The sequence below is a fragment of the Xenorhabdus bakwenae genome, from assembly GCF_030272115.1.
In the GTDB taxonomy this organism is placed as follows: domain Bacteria; phylum Pseudomonadota; class Gammaproteobacteria; order Enterobacterales; family Enterobacteriaceae; genus Xenorhabdus; species Xenorhabdus bakwenae.
In genome coordinates, this window is record NZ_CP119193.1 from 1 (window position 1) to 17688 (window position 17688).

At 37.9% G+C, this 17688-nt stretch carries 11 protein-coding genes; 2 read left to right on the forward strand and 9 right to left on the reverse strand.

The genetic code is table 11. The features are described 5' to 3' along the window. The first annotated feature begins 548 nt into the window (after positions 1–548). Both PXH59_RS00180 and PXH59_RS00185 read left to right on the forward strand, forming a co-directional pair. Complete coding sequence (locus PXH59_RS00180) at positions 549–1208, forward strand: nucleotide-binding protein (protein WP_285808142.1); 660 nt, start codon at positions 549–551, stop codon at positions 1206–1208. Continuing rightward, positions 1201–1536, forward strand: a complete 336-nt coding sequence (locus tag PXH59_RS00185; protein ID WP_285808144.1) for a hypothetical protein — start codon at positions 1201–1203, stop codon at positions 1534–1536. The genes PXH59_RS00180 and PXH59_RS00185 overlap by 8 nt, the downstream gene beginning before the upstream one ends. 59 nt (positions 1537–1595) lie before the next feature. Here PXH59_RS00185 and PXH59_RS00190 read toward each other — a convergent pair whose 3' ends face one another. The 9 genes from PXH59_RS00190 to PXH59_RS00230 all read right to left on the reverse strand — a co-directional run bounded on the left by PXH59_RS00190 (position 1596) and on the right by PXH59_RS00230 (position 17604). Continuing rightward, positions 1596–2837, reverse strand: coding sequence for a DNA cytosine methyltransferase (locus tag PXH59_RS00190; protein WP_285808146.1), 1242 nt, complete (start codon positions 2835–2837; stop codon positions 1596–1598). Between the two features lie 110 nt (positions 2838–2947). After that, a complete protein-coding gene (locus PXH59_RS00195) occupies positions 2948–3970 on the reverse strand; it encodes a hypothetical protein (protein ID WP_285808148.1) in 1023 nt (340 codons plus the stop codon). 4 nt (positions 3971–3974) lie between these two features. Continuing rightward, positions 3975–5621 carry a portal protein gene (locus tag PXH59_RS00200; protein WP_285808149.1) on the reverse strand — a complete coding sequence of 549 codons (1647 nt, stop codon included), beginning with the start codon at positions 5619–5621 and terminating at the stop codon, positions 3975–3977. A gap of 155 nt (positions 5622–5776) precedes the next feature. Then, entirely contained in the window at positions 5777–6193 is a 417-nt protein-coding gene (locus PXH59_RS00205; RefSeq protein WP_285808150.1) for a hypothetical protein, read from the reverse strand. A gap of 137 nt (positions 6194–6330) precedes the next feature. Next, on the reverse strand, positions 6331–6978 hold the full coding sequence (locus tag PXH59_RS00210; RefSeq protein WP_285808151.1) for a hypothetical protein: 648 nt from the start codon (positions 6976–6978) through the stop codon (positions 6331–6333). 46 nt (positions 6979–7024) lie between these two features. Beyond that, positions 7025–13366: an SNF2-related protein gene (locus PXH59_RS00215; protein ID WP_285808152.1), complete on the reverse strand. Its 6342-nt coding sequence runs from the start codon at positions 13364–13366 to the stop codon at positions 7025–7027. 164 nt (positions 13367–13530) lie between these two features. Beyond that, positions 13531–15582, reverse strand: a complete 2052-nt coding sequence (locus PXH59_RS00220; protein ID WP_285808153.1) for a hypothetical protein — start codon at positions 15580–15582, stop codon at positions 13531–13533. 4 nt (positions 15583–15586) lie between these two features. Next, entirely contained in the window at positions 15587–17005 is a 1419-nt protein-coding gene (locus tag PXH59_RS00225) for a defense against restriction DarA-related protein (RefSeq protein WP_285808155.1), read from the reverse strand. Continuing rightward, entirely contained in the window at positions 17002–17604 is a 603-nt protein-coding gene (locus PXH59_RS00230; RefSeq protein WP_285808157.1) for a defense against restriction DarA-related protein, read from the reverse strand. Before PXH59_RS00230 ends, PXH59_RS00225 begins: the two co-directional genes overlap by 4 nt. Between the last annotated feature and the right edge of the window lie 84 nt (positions 17605–17688).

The following is a 17688-nucleotide window of genomic DNA, read 5'->3' on the forward strand; positions in this document are numbered from 1 at the left end:
CTATTACTTTCGCTACTATTATTCACAATTCCATCCACATTTTGTTATTTAAAACCCAATTAGAATACACCAAAAACCCAATTAGAATACACCAAAAACCCAATTAGAATACACCAAAAACCCAATTAGAATACACCAAAAACCCAATTAGAATACACCAGAACCTCTCGAAAACCTGATAAATAAAGGGCTACAACTGACCGGGATCTCTTAAAGGTTCTTCTGGTAAGTTAAGGATCTTATTTTTGGATCTATCCTGTGGATTTGTGGATAACTGGAATTAGCTCACTCCCCACTTCACAAAATTTACAGATTTAACTTAACTCGTACTTATAAGTTGTAGTTAACACACAATTTCTAATTTTATCTCCAAGTATAAAAAGTAGCATCTAACCCATGCTTAACAAAAAAAACTAACAAATCCTATGCCTAGACCAATATCATATTAATACCTAATTGATATTAAATTAATATTTTTTCTATATATTGATAGTATCAAAAAGATTTAAATGTGTTATGCTTCAGATACACAAAAGAAGGAAACACACATGATTATCATCATCTTTGGACAAAGAGGTGGAGCAAGTAAATCAATTTGCTCTCAAAACTTGGCCGTCGAGCTAGCATACCGCCAAAAGTCAGTTTGTTTAGTTGATGCAGATACTGGTGGTACTACTACTAATTTTGGTTCTTACCGAGAAGAAGAAGGTATTGAACCAGCAATTTTCTGCGTTCAAAAGAAAGGTAAGATCACTAAAACCATTCAAGAATTAAACACCAAATATGACTTTGTCATTGTGGATGTACAAGGAAATATCGATCGAACCCGTACGCAAGAAATGCGTAGCGGATTAGTTGCTGCGCATGTCGCACTAGCACCATTTAAGCCAACTCAAGATCACAGAGACAGTATTCTTGACGTACAAGAATTGATTGATGAAGCTAAAGATTTTAATCCTGATTTAAAAACATTTTCTTTAATCTCGCTTGCCCCGACCCATATAGCGCGAGAACAAGATATTAAATTTACGAAACAAATGCTCACAAAACACAGCACAATGAAAGTATTGGATACTGTCATATACAGCCGTATAGTTTACAGCGACGCCTACGCTGTAGGTCGTGGTGTGAAAGAAATGGGTGATATTAAAGCTAAAACGGAAATGAATAATTTGGTAACAGAGCTATTGGAGAAAATAAGTGGCTAATAAAAAACAAAAATTCAGAGAACCTATACGCAAAAACTCTGTTCCAGAAAAAAATATAGATGCTTTTATTGATGGAAAAACTGACTCTAGTGCATCTGCATCAAAAGCTCCGAAAGAGCAAGACTGGTACGAACTCCTTAAGTCTAGCGATAGAACTAAAAATTCTGAGAAAATAGTCAATTTAAGCGTGAATGAATACTATCGGGAATGGGGCAATAAGCTTGCTGAACTGGATTCTCAATATGCTACTCGCAAGCATTTATTCCAAGTATTATTGTATGAAGCTATGGATAAGCTTATTGAAAAAACTTTAAAAAATAAGCAGTAACTTTATCGTACAGGGTCAATGTGACCCTGTACAAGCTTCGTTGAAGAAGAAGTCTGAAATTATATTTCCTGTAGTTGCGTTAAAATTCTTTTACCTATCCATGTCATAACAGGTACTGCCATTGAATTTCCTATAGCCCGATAACGATGTCCATCAGGACAATCAAGCTCCTCTTTTGCATTCCAACTAATTCTCGTATGGTTATCAGGAAATCCTTGTAATCGTTCGCATTCCACAGGCGTTAATCGACGTACAGAGTGACCGTAATTTACACAATGAATATCCGCTGTTGTTAATGTATAAGATATTTCAGGGCGATAACCTTTCCCATTTCCACCATTCTTAGAATTTCTATTAATAATGTTTCCTGATAGAGAAATTGCTACCAGATCTGTAGCACTTTTACCATCCCGAGCTTTCAGAGTAGATGCTATATTGTCAGCTTTATATTCACTAAATGAAAGCAAACGGTATGTCGATATCAATCCACTACCACGCTGAGAAAAAATTTCCTGATTACTCATACCAATACCGTCGATATTATGGCTTTGGTTTAAAGTAGGATACGGATTTACTTCTGAATCCCAGTGGCTACCGATAGTAGAGCTGCTTCTAGAGTGAGAGGTAATTGTTTTTCCCTTCGTCGTGCACGATTCAGGATCCCTTCGCACGCTGTCGGACTCAAAAAGTATTTTGGCAGGACAGACGCCTTTTCTAGCACTTGCGACAATAAACACCCTGCGACGTCGTTGGGCCACTCCGAAATATTGGGCATCCAGTATTCTCCAAGCGATGGCTCTTTGTGGACCAGACACATAACCTGCGTTTGTCCATTTCTTCCCTGACGGCTGTAATGGTTCATCTTCTCCGGCAAGACCAGCAAGGAAGCAACCAAAGGCGTTATCTCTGCTGGATAAGACTCCGGGCACATTTTCCCAAACAACAATGGCGGGTTCTTTACCGTTTTTTGTTCTGATTGAATCGATAACATTTGCCAACTCTACGAATGATAAGGTTAATTTTCCACGTTCATCTCCAAGCCCATTGCGCAAACCAGCAACACTAAAAGCTTGGCAGGGTGTACCTCCAACTAGGATATCAGGCGTATCTACTTGATTTTCGGCAACCATAGCTGAAATCTTAGTCATATCACCAAGATTCCTAATATTGGGCCAATGATGTTGCAATACAGCACTGGGAAACTTTTCAATTTCGCTAAACCATGAGGGAGACATACCAAGTGGCTCCCAGGCTACACTAGCCGCTTCAATACCAGAGCAAACAGAACCAAAATATGTCATTTATTTCCTTATGATTTTTATTAAAAATTTTTTTAAAATAGGAACAAAATTCCTAATCATTATTGAAATGAAATTCTGGTTTCACCAGAAAGAAATAGTCTGGTATAAGGCTAACTATAAAAACTTACATCTAATGCAGCATTGATACTAAAGGCATTATCCTGGCTTTGAGAGTCTTTCTCTTCAAATTGTTTAACAAAAACCTTTTTATACTGTTTGATTGGCAAGTATTGAGTATTTATATTCGCAGTATCCATAATCATATGTAAGATCACTTCCATATCTTGTTTGCTATCCGCATTAATCAGTGCATCAAGTACTTGATCATTAATTGAAATATGGCTTGCGTTTTGCAGTTGTTTGAAGAATTGTTTACGACTTGTATTTTCAATTTTCAGCGTTTCTACTTGTTCTACTGTTCTATCCAAAATTTGTTGAATTTTTTGTTTTTCTTCATCCTGACTGGCAATAACTTGTTGAGCATCTAATACCATAGTTCGGTAATGCAAGGCTTCAAATGCTACAGAGTTATTGAATGAATCTAGTACTGATGCGCTTTGTTCTTTAGGAATACCAGCACTGGCCAGATTATCCAATACCGTTTGACGATCAAATTCCTCTTCTGCTGAATCAAGAATATATCCACGATTAGTGGCAAACAAAGGATTATGCACATAGTCAAAACCACAAAAACTATTGATGAGGGTGTTACCTCCCAATTTTGCGCCTCCACAGGCCCAGGAGAAGCCACCAATACGAGAATTATGTAATCCTAGTAGTTTGCGACCCTCATCATTATCCAGTACTTCTTGAGTGTGGGATAGATTGCCTTCATCATCAATAGATAGCTCAATTGTGACATTTGAAGGAAGAGCGTTTACAACAGTCATTTGACCATTTGGCAATTTAACAGGCAGTGTTTCTCCAAGAGTTAACTTACCAGACATTTCCCTTAGTCCATGTGAAACATAACCAACCAATTCACGGAGTCTCAATTTTTCTTGAACTTCTGGAGAATTCAGAACAGATTTTACGTTATCCAAAACGTATCCTCTCTGTTTGCCGGTATATTTACGACCTGTATCAAAGATATTGAAATGACATGTAATTCTTTGAAGGATATTTTTAGACATTCTCTTACTCCATCAGCTCTGCAATACAGCTGTAGATCATGGTTTTTAATTGATTTCGGCTTTCTAGTTCAGACACAGAGTCCAAAACTTTGTCGACTTCATCTGTATCGCCTTCTTTGGCTGCTTCAATAAGTTGTTTAAATGTCTCTTCATTCACACGAAGCACATCTGTAAATAACCAATTTGAAGTTTGCTGAAAGTCAAATTTACTCAGTTCTGGATCCAGCATTTGCATAAGAGTAACGACCGAAGTTGCAAAGTTAATTCTGGATTCGCGGGCTGTTGCTTCCTCTCGTTCAAGTACGTTATTCAAACTATTGAACTCTATACGCCAAGGCTTATCCATTTCGGTATAGAGTTTTCCCCACTTCATCAATACATGGATTTCGCAAAGACGTTCTGCACCAGCTTTAATCGCTCTTCTAATTAAGTTTGATTTAATGGCTGCAACCATTGATTGTGTCCACCATCCCCCTTCACCTAGGCCACCGCTCATATCTTCAGTAAAACCAACTAGCGATTTATCAACGCCCAGAGCACTACAAAGTCTGTTTACGTGGAAATTGACATCTTCAATGTGACTAATATTGACGTCTGTTTGTTCGGTTTGAATATTAACTTGTCCTGAGCCATCTGATGTAACTGGCAGAATATGATTGTCAATAGTCGAGATGTGCCCACGCTTCGCACTCCGCTTAGCAGATAAGTTACGTTTGCGCTTTAAAGCACCTAGTATGGTGTTGTAGTATTTAGCTGCGAGGGCGGGATTTTTCTTACCAGTTTGTATCGTGATAAAACGATCACGTTTCGCTGCATTTTTACGAGCAGAATTAAGAGCAAGAATTGCTTCATTTAAGTCTACCCACGGATCATATGCTGAGCGAAGTAGGCTTGAACCATAATCTTGTGTTTCTATGGGTTCTTCATTGAGATAATCATCATCGTTAATATCAAAAGCTAAAGGATTTAGTCTCATTGGTTCAATGAGTGTACTATTATGTGCATCCCACTTTGGAATTTTGAATGGAATGAATTTCCACGGTTCCATAAGCTCAACAACACCTTTCTTTTCAATACTTCTCTGATACTTCGATGTGTATCCACATAGAAGGCCGGCTCGTTCGTAACAGCGGATATGTGCTGGATGGGTATAATGATCAAATCGAAAGTGTGTAATACCCTTATTAGGCTCAATATAAGGGCGTACAAAGCTAAGACCATATTTAGCTGCCTGAAAAGCTATTGCTTCTGCGTTTTCGTTGAGCCAACGTCCTACCGTGTTCCTCAGATCCTTTACTATCTTGTCATCAATACCGTCTTTTGTAGAGGCAATAAACAATATTTCCCCGGTATCTGTTTTTGCTGACAGTGCATTAGCTACATGCATTTTTAGAGCGCTATCAATTGTTGGATCGATAGCCATTTCTTCAAATTTTAGGTATCCAGCGCGACGATTACGTGGAAATGGAGTAATGAGACTTTCGGTTTCTAATTCTCCTTGATTGATGTCCTTTCCTATCAGTTCATCAATTTTTCCTGCATCTTCATAATCAAACCCAGATTCGGCTAGTTCCAAATGACCGTGATAGTCATTCTCTTTTTGGCCTCGGAATAATCGTGCGAGCAATCCCTTTTTTTTGTTTTCTATCATGATTCTCTCGCCTGCTATTAACAGTGAGAGAGTAGCTCTCGAACAGGAAATGTGCATCAACACAAATTTATTTTATGGATATTTAATTGATATTAAAAAAATATTAAGTTGATACTTAAAAGATATCTTTCGAATATCTTTTAAGTCTTGAAGAATTACACAATAGCAGAAGTGATAACAAGTAATTCGAGTTCTTCATCAATTAGAATGTAACTTCCGATGGTTCCATCCTCATATTCAATGACATGTGTATCATCATCTTGTGCACCTATATCTTGGCGCTCGTCATGATAAGCATAGGCAGCTAATAATAAATAGGCTGGATCTTCATATTCTATTTTTTCCAACCACTCAGCATCTATAAATCTCGCTGTAATCAATTCATGTTCTATGAGTAGCTTTTTTACTCCCCACCAGTACATTCCATAAGCTCGATACCATTTGGGATTTTTGCGTAGTAATTTAGCTACTGAATTTAGAAAGGTTTCCATCCATTGAGTTTTGGTTTGGCCTTCTATCGCTTCGTCGTAAAGTGGCTGTAGCTCTGTTTTAGTTGAATGTTTTATATTCATTACTTTGGGTTCCTTTCAATAGGTAACTGCAATATATCAGATACCTATTGAATATTGAATATTGAATAAGTATTTAATGGGTATTAATTAAATATTATCTTTATATCTAAAAAATATCTTTTAGATATGTGTAAGTGTCAAGAGATAATTTCAAACACCTCTTGTACATCCACACTGGCTGGGAAATACCACCAGCTACCTTGCCAGTCACCTTCTCCAACACAGAATTTAGCACCAAACCGATTTTTAAGAATATCTTTGGCTGAGAAAACCTTACCAGCTTTACCATAATTATCTTGTAAGAAAAAATATTGGAAAGCACCGAGTGTTTGAATCCTGTATCGTCCATTACGAGGTATGGTTACATCTTTATAGTTGTACTTAGCGATAACACCAATGTTAGAAAAAGCTTTTTCTGTCTCATTAGGTAGTGCTTTGAACGCAGGATTTTTCTTCAGTTCTTCTAATTCATTATTTGCCGCTATACGTTTTGCAATTTCTGATTCATCAAGTAATTTTTTCTCAAGTTCAATAATGAACTCTCGTACCCACCGATTTATTTCTTGGCGGTTATCACCTAATTTATCGGCTTTATCTTCTATCAGTTCCTGAAAGCCTTGCTTTGTATTATGGAATACTTGATGACGACTGATCGCTTCAGGTTTATCTTTCTCAATTAGTTGATTAATAACTGATTGGTAATCTGTCCATGTACGAGCACAATGTGCTAAAATATCAGCTTGAGAAGCTTTTATTCCGTATTCTGAAATAGCGGGTTCATACAAATCACCGAAAAATAGTTTTGCGATATTCCTCCAGTAATACAAAGAGTTATTTTGACGCTGAAGATTCAGATAGTGTAATGCTATTTCTTTTTTTCAGATAGTTATCAGACAGATCTGGATAAATAATAGAATCGCGCTTAATCTGATCGGCTCTAGACAATGTTAAAACATCTTCAAGACGACATAAGATGTCACCGTAACTGGATAGATTGATATCATCTCTATATTTAATAAACTGATCTTTTGTGATCTTAGTTAACTCACTATAACTATAAGTTTTTTCAAGCATTTGCTTTGTTTTTATTTCATCATCAGACAGAGAGACACGTTTAAGTCCATCAGGCATAGCATCAAGACTAGCGACTATATAATCACCATTTTTACGCCCCCACCAAGAATAGGCTACATGGCCAACGGGTACTGAATAGTGAACATATCGAGATTCTTGATCAAATTGTTCAATATGCAGAATGGCTCCAAAGCTTGTTTCAAAATAGTCACCAATGATTAAAACTGTCCCATCACGAGCAACAATAGCAGTTTCCGGTTTATCAATGACCGTGCTATCAAATGGAAGCTCTCCAGAACTGGATTTTTGCTTTAAAAACGTCATTCGCTGAGATAAGCGCGATTGTAACTTATCACGTTCTTCTTGCCATTTTGACTCATGATCCTGAAGAGCTTTATTTGTACGAGCAAGTTTTTGTTCGGCGGATGTACTATCTTCACCTTTCTCTTTTATACGAGTTAATGACGATTGTTCTTTTTCTTTTCGATCAACAAGACGGTTATAGTCTTCAGCTTTATTTGTTTCCCAATTAGTTAGCTGGCTGCGAAGGCCGATAACCTGAGATAGATCAACTGCACATTTTAAGTCTGATTTACGCTTTCTTTCTGCTTGCTTCTGAGCCAGCCTTTCCATGCGTTTAGCTTTCGCAGCTTCAGGATCAGCCTCGAACATATCAAGATAATCATCGCTATCAATTGCGTTACCATTTATAGCTTCTGATTCAGTGCCGTTGAAAAGATCACGCATCCAGCTTTTTTTCTTGTTTAGTAAATCTAAGCGATATCCATCAAACGAGCCTTTACCAAGGTAGTAATATAGGCTGACCTTTGACGCTGTGTTACCTTGACGAACACCACGCCCATTACGTTGCTGGATAGATGCTGGAGTCCAGGGTAATGTTAAATGGTGAATAGCGCTGGTTCCTTTCTGTAAATTCACGCCAACTTCAGCTTTTTTGTTGCAGATAACAATCTTAATTTCACCGGCATTGTAAGAATCTGCAATACGCTGAAGTTTTGCGCCTGCTGCATCGTCACCATTGATAATGCCAATTTGTTTTTCATCAAGGCTCAACTGGTTAACAATGATTCTTTTTATTTTGTGGTGTTGAGTTTTTTCCTCGGTGAAAATAATTTGCTTACCATTAATTTCAAGTTCTGCCATTAGGTTAGCAATTAATTTGGCGTACTTCGGTGTAAGAGGGTGGCCAACATCAGAGAGTTTAATAGAAACCTCTGGCAAACGATCCAAAACAGCCTGCTCATACACATCTGGTACTACTAATACAATTGATCCTTTCTCAATACTGTATTTGTATTCCAGGTCAATAGATACCTTGCGCTTAACTTCTTCTCCATCTTCGGTTTGCTCTATACGTTCTGATTCTATGGAAGCTGGCAGAGAAGAGATTAGTTTTTCAACACTTTTCGATTGGCTGACTGGAAAAATAAAGGTCATGGTTTGATTGTATAAATCCATGTCCGTGGTTACTTTGTCCATATCACGCATAACTGCAAAAAGTGCTCGTGCTTTAGTACTACGTTGACGAGCTGGTTTACTGGATTCCTTAGCCTCTTCTCGTAATGTTTCATAGGCACCTTGCTGTTCTTCAGTCATATCAACATTTTCATGTATCTCAGGAGAATCAGGTAGTGCAAGGTTCACATCTTCTGCATTACGCATCAGTGTGTAGCGATGAAATAAATTACGAAGTCCATCTAGGTTCTGAAACCCAACAAGGCCATCTTTTTGGACAATTTCACCCTTAACTGTCATTTTTTCTACTTGCTCTACTTTGCCGAATACACGGACAAAATCATCAGCTGTATAAACTCCAAACTTTTCGAATTCTTCAACAGGTAATACTAAGGAAAGCATATTGAATATTTCTAATGGTGAGTTAGTGACAGGAGTTGCAGAGAGAAGAATTGGACCTCTTCCTTCATTTTGATCGCGCAAGTAAGCCATTTTCATAGCCATATCAATTGCGCGTTGAGATTCCGAAGGATTAGGTAAGTAGGCAATATTGGCTGTCTTATCGCCGGCTTTAAAACTGTTTTTGAAAGCATGTGCTTCGTCAATAATTACAGACTGGAAGCCCATATCTTCAAAGTAAGGATACTCGCCTTTCTTGTATCCACCATCTTCCAGAAAACGTTGTTGCAGAGCCTGGCGGCGAACAGCATCCTTGTAACTAATTTTGTCTTTACCTTTACCAAGACTAAAGTCATCACCAGCAACAGTATTTGCAGCCATTTGATCACTGATAAGGGATTTTTCTACCCATTTTTCAGCATACTTGTGCTTGTTTACTGCTCGCATCGGAATTTCTTTGTACTTTTCGAAGGTCATCACCACAAGAGATTTAGACGTCTGTGGAATTTGGTGCATTTTGTCGAAAATTTCTTCCGCTGACTCTTTAATCAGGACATCTTGATATTCGACTTCACCGGTATGCCTATTTTTCTTCGGATTACCCTGTTCATCTTTAACTGGTTCTCTGATTATCTCTTTGTCTTTATCCAATTTAGGTTTGAAACCAACGAATAATGCGCTATCCAGATTACTATGAAACATTTTTGCTTCGTGATACCAGTTAGCGAGTACAGCATTGGGTACAACAATAAGTGTCTTGTCTGCTCTACCCATTTGTTTGTTATAAGCAGCAAGAGCCAATGCACTAAATGTTTTACCTAGTCCGACATCAAAGCCTAGAATACCTGAGCCATCTTCAGATAAACGACGAACAGCCGCACACTGGTAACCATGCGGCTGTACCATAGCGCTGACATCTTCTAAACCAAGATCTGCATCAGAATATTCAAACGGAATATATGAATTGAATTTTTGGTTGTACAGTTCGGTCAGATCGTCAATATCCTTGTGTTGTTGCATCCAGATTCGAAACTCTTCATCAAGACGAGCAATACGCTCTTTATATTCCTCAATATATTCCTGTTTAGAGCTGGTGATATTGCCACCGTTTAGCCAGCTATTTAGCTGCTTGTTAAACCCTTGGGTATTTTCATAACCGACAAATTCGCCGAATGGAGAACTAGTATCGCGAACATTAATGGTTTCAACGTAACTCTCACCAGTATCTTCATCTTTTGTGACCTGCTGTTTTTCTACCAGGTAGTTGAGTTCTGTATAACCTTTCTCGCGCATGAATTCGAGGGCGTATTTACGGTCAATCCATTTATGGCGCATTGAGAATGAAATGTTTTCTGGATCAGTTTTGTGGCGACGATGTTCTATTTCTTCAAGTTGTTGTTGATATTTTGCTTTCAACTTTGGATCAGTTTCAGCATTCAGCGCTGTACTCAGTGCTAGTACTTTTTGATATACACCTCCAGAGCAGAATCGTCCCATTGGCATAACAAGTCCATCAGGGTGGATAGCAAGATTTTTGTCATCAGCCAGATCTGAAAGAGATTGAACAGGTGTTTTACCTTTGTAGAGTTGCTGAACATCCTCAAGAGTAATGTGCATCATGCCTTCACGCAGATAAAGGTGCTCTACAATGGCATGGGGATTTGTATCATCAAATGCTAAGCCTTTAGTACTATTTTCCCCAGTCAGTAAAGTTGAGTAATTCTCTTGCTCATCCATAGCATTAGAGAAAATACCAAAGTATCGGGAACTTTCACCGGCAAGAATCAGGCCTTTGTTTTGTTTAGGATGTCCGTATTTATTGATTTCATTTGCTACAATTTCTTGTAGACGCATTTGTTCAGTCGCATCCCAATTGCCTTGGCTCACATCATTTTGGAAACGGGCCATATCAGCACCAATAAGCGAACCACGGTAAATCTGTTCCCGATGTTCATCACTTGGTTGCGTCATTGCAAATTGAATTGCCTGTTTTTGAGGTTTAGAGAATAAATGTCCCCAAGCTTTCATGGCTGAAAAAGCTTGTTTCACCGATAATGTCATTAATCCCTGATTGCTTTCCAGCAAACCTGTAAGAGCTTCTAAAGAAGATACACCGTATATAGCCTCATCAATATCGGTTGTTTCTCCTTTAGGAGTATCAACTGGTTCCCAATGGCCACGAATAAAAACATGGGTGCGTTCGTCTATAACCCTTCGATCACCTTCAATATAGTTTGTGGTTTTAGGTTCAGTGATTTCTAATGAATCCCAGTCAATACGGGAATGGAATTTGGCAGATAATTTTTGTTTAAGTGCGGCATCGGTAACACTTGAATCACGAATAACTTTATCATCATCCCGAATTTTACTTACGTCTTTAGGTACGAATTTTCCATGAATAAATGGCTTACCATCTTGTTCCCACCATTTACCTTCAATAAAAGTATCCCAAAGCACATTCGTTTCATGAAGTCTGGAAATTTGGGCGTTTATTATTTTTTCTACAGCCTCTTTGGGATGTTTGCGTAGCACAATTATGTCGGTAACTACACCTGTACCTTGTTTACCAAAGGTTTTGCTTGGTAACTTGTGAGCACCTAAGAATTCTGCTTTTTTGCTGATTTTTGAACGCCATTTTTGCCAAATTTTACCTTTCTCACGCACGATGTTAACCGGTACAACAAGCACTAAAAGCCCACCAGGCTTCACTTTGTCAATTAGACGGTTGATGAAATAACGTTCTATTAGTTTTTCGTTTTTATGATCCGGGTCGTCATGTGCTGATGCGCCACGGGCTGAACCGAAAGGAATATTGCCAATAACAGAATCAAAATGGTTATCTGGTGATTCAACAGCCATCTTTTCAAATGATTGGTTAAACACATTGTCTTCTGGATGAAGAATTTTATTTACCGCTGAACTGAGAGGGTCAATTTCAGTAGCGGTCATCTTCACACCTTGGTGTTTAGTTGCATTAAATACGCCGGCACCCGATGAAGGTTCTAAAACATTACCATTTTCAAATCCATTAGCGGCTAATAGATCCCAGCAGCCTTCAGCTATATAAGTTGGCGTGTAGTATTCATATTGGCTATTTTCACTTAAACCACCGCGACCGGAGTACTGCACCAAAAGATCCAAATCCTCTGATGTCAGGCTGCTTGTATCCCAATTCGCCGCTTTAATTCGGTCAACGATTGTTTTTACTTTACCATTGATAGTTTCCCGCGTTTTAACTCCACCAGCCTTCAAGCCAAATTCGCGGGTAAACTCTTCGGTATCTTGATTAAAAATATGAGTAAAGATAAATTCTAATTCATTAATATCTTTAGCATTTAGTAATGACTGAGTTTGTCTGCTATCTACACTATCAAGGATTGAGTGATCATGAACAAACTGCAAAGGTAGAAGCAATTCTTTTTCACCGGCACTAGCTATCGCTTGTTTAAAATCTTCAACGCTCATTGTAGAGATTGGCCCCAAGAACAACCCTGAATCATATTGCTTAAGATAGGCGGATTTAGCGTCTTCCTTGTTGTCAAAACCAAGCATTACTTTATCTTCATCAAAAAATTCAGGACAAGCACAGTCATGAGCGTGCTCTTTACATAGAGGACAGTACATTGAGGACCATTGCTTAACCTTATCTATTGCATGTTGCTTAATGATATAAACATGATTAGCTTTACGATTTGGACCGATATAGCAATCAATACCTTCTTGATCATTGCCTTTAGTGGATCGGATGTACCCATAATCGAAATGCATAGCTACAGACCAGGCATGTCCATCGGGGTCAATACCTCTGCGTTTGGTGCCAGCTTTATTTTCGATAGAAATTGGAAATCCTTGGAACTGATAGCGATCTTGAATCTTGAAAGATTGGGATTTCATTAGAAATGATGAATTCTCACCATCAGTATTATCAAAAATAACATCACGATTGGGATAGGGCATTTGCTCGCCCTGGATAAATTGAATAGAGAATCCTTGCTCATTTGCTGCTTTTGATGTGAACGAGTAGTGAACACTCATTGGTGCCATTTCTGGAAGACTGGCTAATCGACCATCTGGGGTCATTCCGTGAAAGCGGATGAAATTTTCGATCATCCTTTTATCGTTATCTTCACCTTCAATATTTATTTTGGCTTTTGTATCCCAGGATGATGGGATGTTTATATGATTGTTTGATTTTGATGGCGTGGTTATCAGAAATGAATACATTTAGTTTATGGCGCTGGGTTCACCATCCTCCTATTGATTGGCAAACATTAATGTCCATCTGGAGATTATCAATAGGTGTAATTACTGACATCAACACAAAATTATTAGGGATTCGATAGAGCAGAAAACTGCCATTATCGCAAAAGATATACCAACAAAGATGGTTATATAAGTGGTAAATCAGTACCAGTCTGATACCAGTCTGGTGCCCGATTACTATTGGCAAGAAAGAAAATATCTTGTTGTGATGGTTTGATTTCTCTGATGCTTAATTCATACAAGTATACAAAAATTTCTGCTTGAAATTGTATTTTGAAGAAGTGACGCTGAATTTCTTTTCCGTCCTTGTCATTCACCAACACTGCATATATTTGTTTGCCTTGTTTTTCCGTCTTTGCAGGAACTATTTCGCAACTTCCAAGAGTTCGTTTCCAGCCCCATTTTTTGTTAAATGTATCAATTTTCCCCTTGCCTGTTAATGCTTGTTTCCAAGCTTGATCTGTTGGCATTCTATGCCCTTCTTGCCAAGAGATATCTTTGACTGCTTTTTTCATTGTGGATATAAACTTTGCATCGGTTAATTGTCTTAAAAGCTGCTTTTTTTGCCTTTGAATCAGAGTATCATTAACTTCAGTCATCATACCGATCATAAGCATGAACATTTCTTTATCACTATCATAGAGCGCATACATGTTCTCTAATGAGCAAAACTGTTGAATGCCCATCGATGCAACCTCGGTAGCCCCACTTTTATAAATTTTGCCAACATATGGAGAGTAAAAACTATCGGGAATTGCTATTTCATCGTTTTGATATGACAAATTATTTGTTAACTCTCTCAATTTTTGAGGTGATCCAGAAGCACGATTTTTAATGAATCGTTGGTTAGCTAATTTTATTGATTCGTCGGCTTCTAACAGATGACTCATTTCGTGGAATAGCGTTAAGCGGTCGAAATTATGATCAATATTAATAGTTGCAGAATTAATTATGGCACTGGCGCGGTGGCTTCCTGTTGTCATAATATGAACAGTGTTTAATCTCCCATTAACCAGCCGATAGTATGTTGCCATATCTCGACGAACTTCTAACTCTGGATACCCTGATTTTCGCATCCTGGCGATCGCTGAATTAGTAATCTCTTGAGTACTGGCCCATAGTTCAGCATCTTCTTGAGAAATAGTAGAGCGTGAAAGCAAGGCTTCATAAATGTCTGACATCAGTTCAGAACCAAGATTTCTTTTATGCTCTTGATACGACCGGATTTGGTCTTTTTCCGTATTATCTAATTCTTGTATCAATGTTAGTAAGAATGGATCTATCTGAGTGTTATATGCAGATTCAATAGCCGAACGCAACATATCAAATTCAGACATCAGAATATCATTCTGTCCATTCTTCTTGATTTGTTCGATAACATTTCTGGCTTGCTCTGCTAATGGAGATATGTACTCATTTTCAAGAGTGCTCAACTTTTCATTCACAGCCACATTGCTTTTTAGTACCTTATGTATTTGGTCATTAATTTCTGCAATGGATTGTATTTTATTGTGATTTGTAACGTCATTAATAAAAGCTCTTCCTTGTTCAAGCCAGTGTAGGCGTTGACGTTCATCTAAGTCAGCAGGGGGTATGTAAGCTTGTTTCAGGCTGTTAAGGTCTATACTTTCTGCAAGGTTACTCAGACGATTATCTTTGTAATGACTTAATTCTGTTTGTAATGCAACAATATCACGCCATATTTGGTATTTTTCTAACTCATTTTTGGCATTTATTAATTTGTGTTTCAGTGCCTTTGCTTGGTGTAGCTGTGCTTTTTTTGTATCGCTAAAGGCGTCAAGAAAAACGGCACAAAGGCCGTCAATTTCTCTTGATGCATTAATAGCTGAAACGACAGCCTGTTTTTTAGACCAAGAGTCTTTTTCAACATAATTAACTACAGGTTGTTTTAATGATTCGAACTCGTTGAATTCTTGAGATATTTCACGCACTATGGCAATGAATTTTGTTGGTTCCAAATTGTCAAATTTCCCATTGATCAGTTCATCTAACCGTGAAATAAATTTAGCAGCTCCACCGATAATTTGAGCACGAATAGATTTTATTTCTTTTGCTAATTGAAGCTTTTCAATACCTTTAATAGTCTCACTTTTTATTTTCTGCCTGAGCTGGCGAATTTGTTTAGCAAGTTTTAGTTTTCCTGTGCCAGATAACATGTCTTTATTCCTGTTTTTCATCCAACTCTACATATTTTTCAACCGCAGAACCAATCAAGGAATCAAATTCTTCCACAAGCCCTAGTTCTTCTAATTCTTCACTAGATTCTTCTATCATCTTAAGTACATTATCAGCAGCTACATTATCATGTAAACCATTAACGATATCTTCTAATGTTAGAGCTGCTTTCGGTTTATAATTCCCTATTACTTCGTTATCTTCCATTTCTTGATGATCAGTAGGCAATGCAGTTTCGTTCTTTTCTTCCAATGATCCAGCTGCATTGCTATGTAAGCTCCAGACGCTGTTACGAGATGTTATAATGGGTTTATCGAGATCTTTTTGAACGTTTTTAATGAAATCCAATGAGGTGTCTACTATTTCATATTGTCCATTGTTATGTCTGGTTTTCAGTTTGTTTACTATTGAGTTAACAAACAGTGACCGTGTCAATCCTCTTTCTTCTCCACGGTCAATAGCCGCAATAGTACTCATTGATGACAAAATATTATTGAACAAAGCCGGTGCAATCAATGCTAAGCGTTCTTTAGCTGTGTTTTCTTCTGGTTGAGGTTTAGTATCTAGTGGTTCATCTGGTTTGATAGCTTTTAGCCTTGCTATCTTTTCCCTTAGTTCATTGTTGTAATTTTGGCGAAAGGTCAGTTCACTGGATTTTTTTGAAACTATATGATCTAGTTCGTTGTTACGTTCCTCTAAAATAGCTACTTCAGTAGTAACCTTATTGAGTTCATCTATCAGGGTCTTGGATTGTTCTTGCAGTGTAGCTAAGCGCTCACGAGACTCTATTACTTCTTTTTGTTTGGCTTGAAAAGTTTCAGAATTAGCCGCGACAAGATGACTAATTCGTTTACCTATTGTTGGTAGCGATACTTCACGAACTTTACCTTTGTCCATTTCAGGAGCAACAGCTTGAGTGATATCTCTTTTGTTTAATAACCAACGAAATGCAATAACCACATCATCAGGTTTGAATATTTTCGGATCTTCATCAGGAGCATGAAAAACGACAGTAATAGCTTGGCCATCACTTAAATTGAATTGTGCAGCTATAGTAGCAAATAAGTTGTTTTTCTTAGGTTCACCAATTTCATTTTCGATGACAGTAATGCCATTACCGGATAAAAATCGGTTTAATGCGCGTTCTAATGCTTGTATGACGCGAGGAAAACGAGCATAGCTGGTTGTTACTGCATCAAGAATAAAACCATCTAGGTGAGTTACTGGTTCTCCTTCAATGTATGCAGCATCTAATATTGACAAAGATTCAGCTTCCATCATAAGGCAGGATTGTTCTGGATCAGCAGTAAGTTGGTATATAACTTCATTGAGTTGGGAACGAGTAAAACCTTTCGCTAATGGGTCTGGCATAGCGAAAATTTTTAAACCTTGGATTGGATTCATTCGACATGCCCTTCTAATTGTTTCAGTTCATCTTCAAGCAATTCTGTAACGGAATACTCCTGAGATAATTTTTCAGTTACATCGGATTTTTGTTTTTCTTTTTCCAGTTGTGTCTTTTCTAATGCAGATTTGCGCTCACGTTTTTCTTTCATTGCTGATTCAAGTTCTTTTTGATCTAAGATAGCGAGTGCAATTTGTGCTTTCAGTGATGTCTTGGCCCGGCTTGAGGAATCTTTGGTAGCGTTACTTGCTCGTATAGCGCGTTTTTGTAACGTGTTTTGGAACTGCTTACTGTTATCACTAATTTTTCCAGCAATTTCTGCTACAGCTTTTTTCAGGTCATCGACATGTTTTACCGGAATAACCCTAGTATTCAACCGTACCTGGAAGATAGAACCTTGCGCAGTAGCTTGTAGTGTGAGCTTTTGCCCATCAGCAAAATGTAGAGTTGCTTTTTTAGTTTGCACTCCAGATTGGCGGATGGACTTATTGTCCGCCTCAATTGTTGTGATTTGAAGCTCATGGCGATTGAATTCATCAATCACTTTTTTAAGCCCTTTTTCATTAAACTGGGCATAATCGAAAGATAGGTAATTCACGGGAACGCTCCACGCTGTGATTGTGTTGCTAACAGTCTGATGGTAGAGCGCTAAAGTTGGAGACGCATCAACAGTAAAATTTAC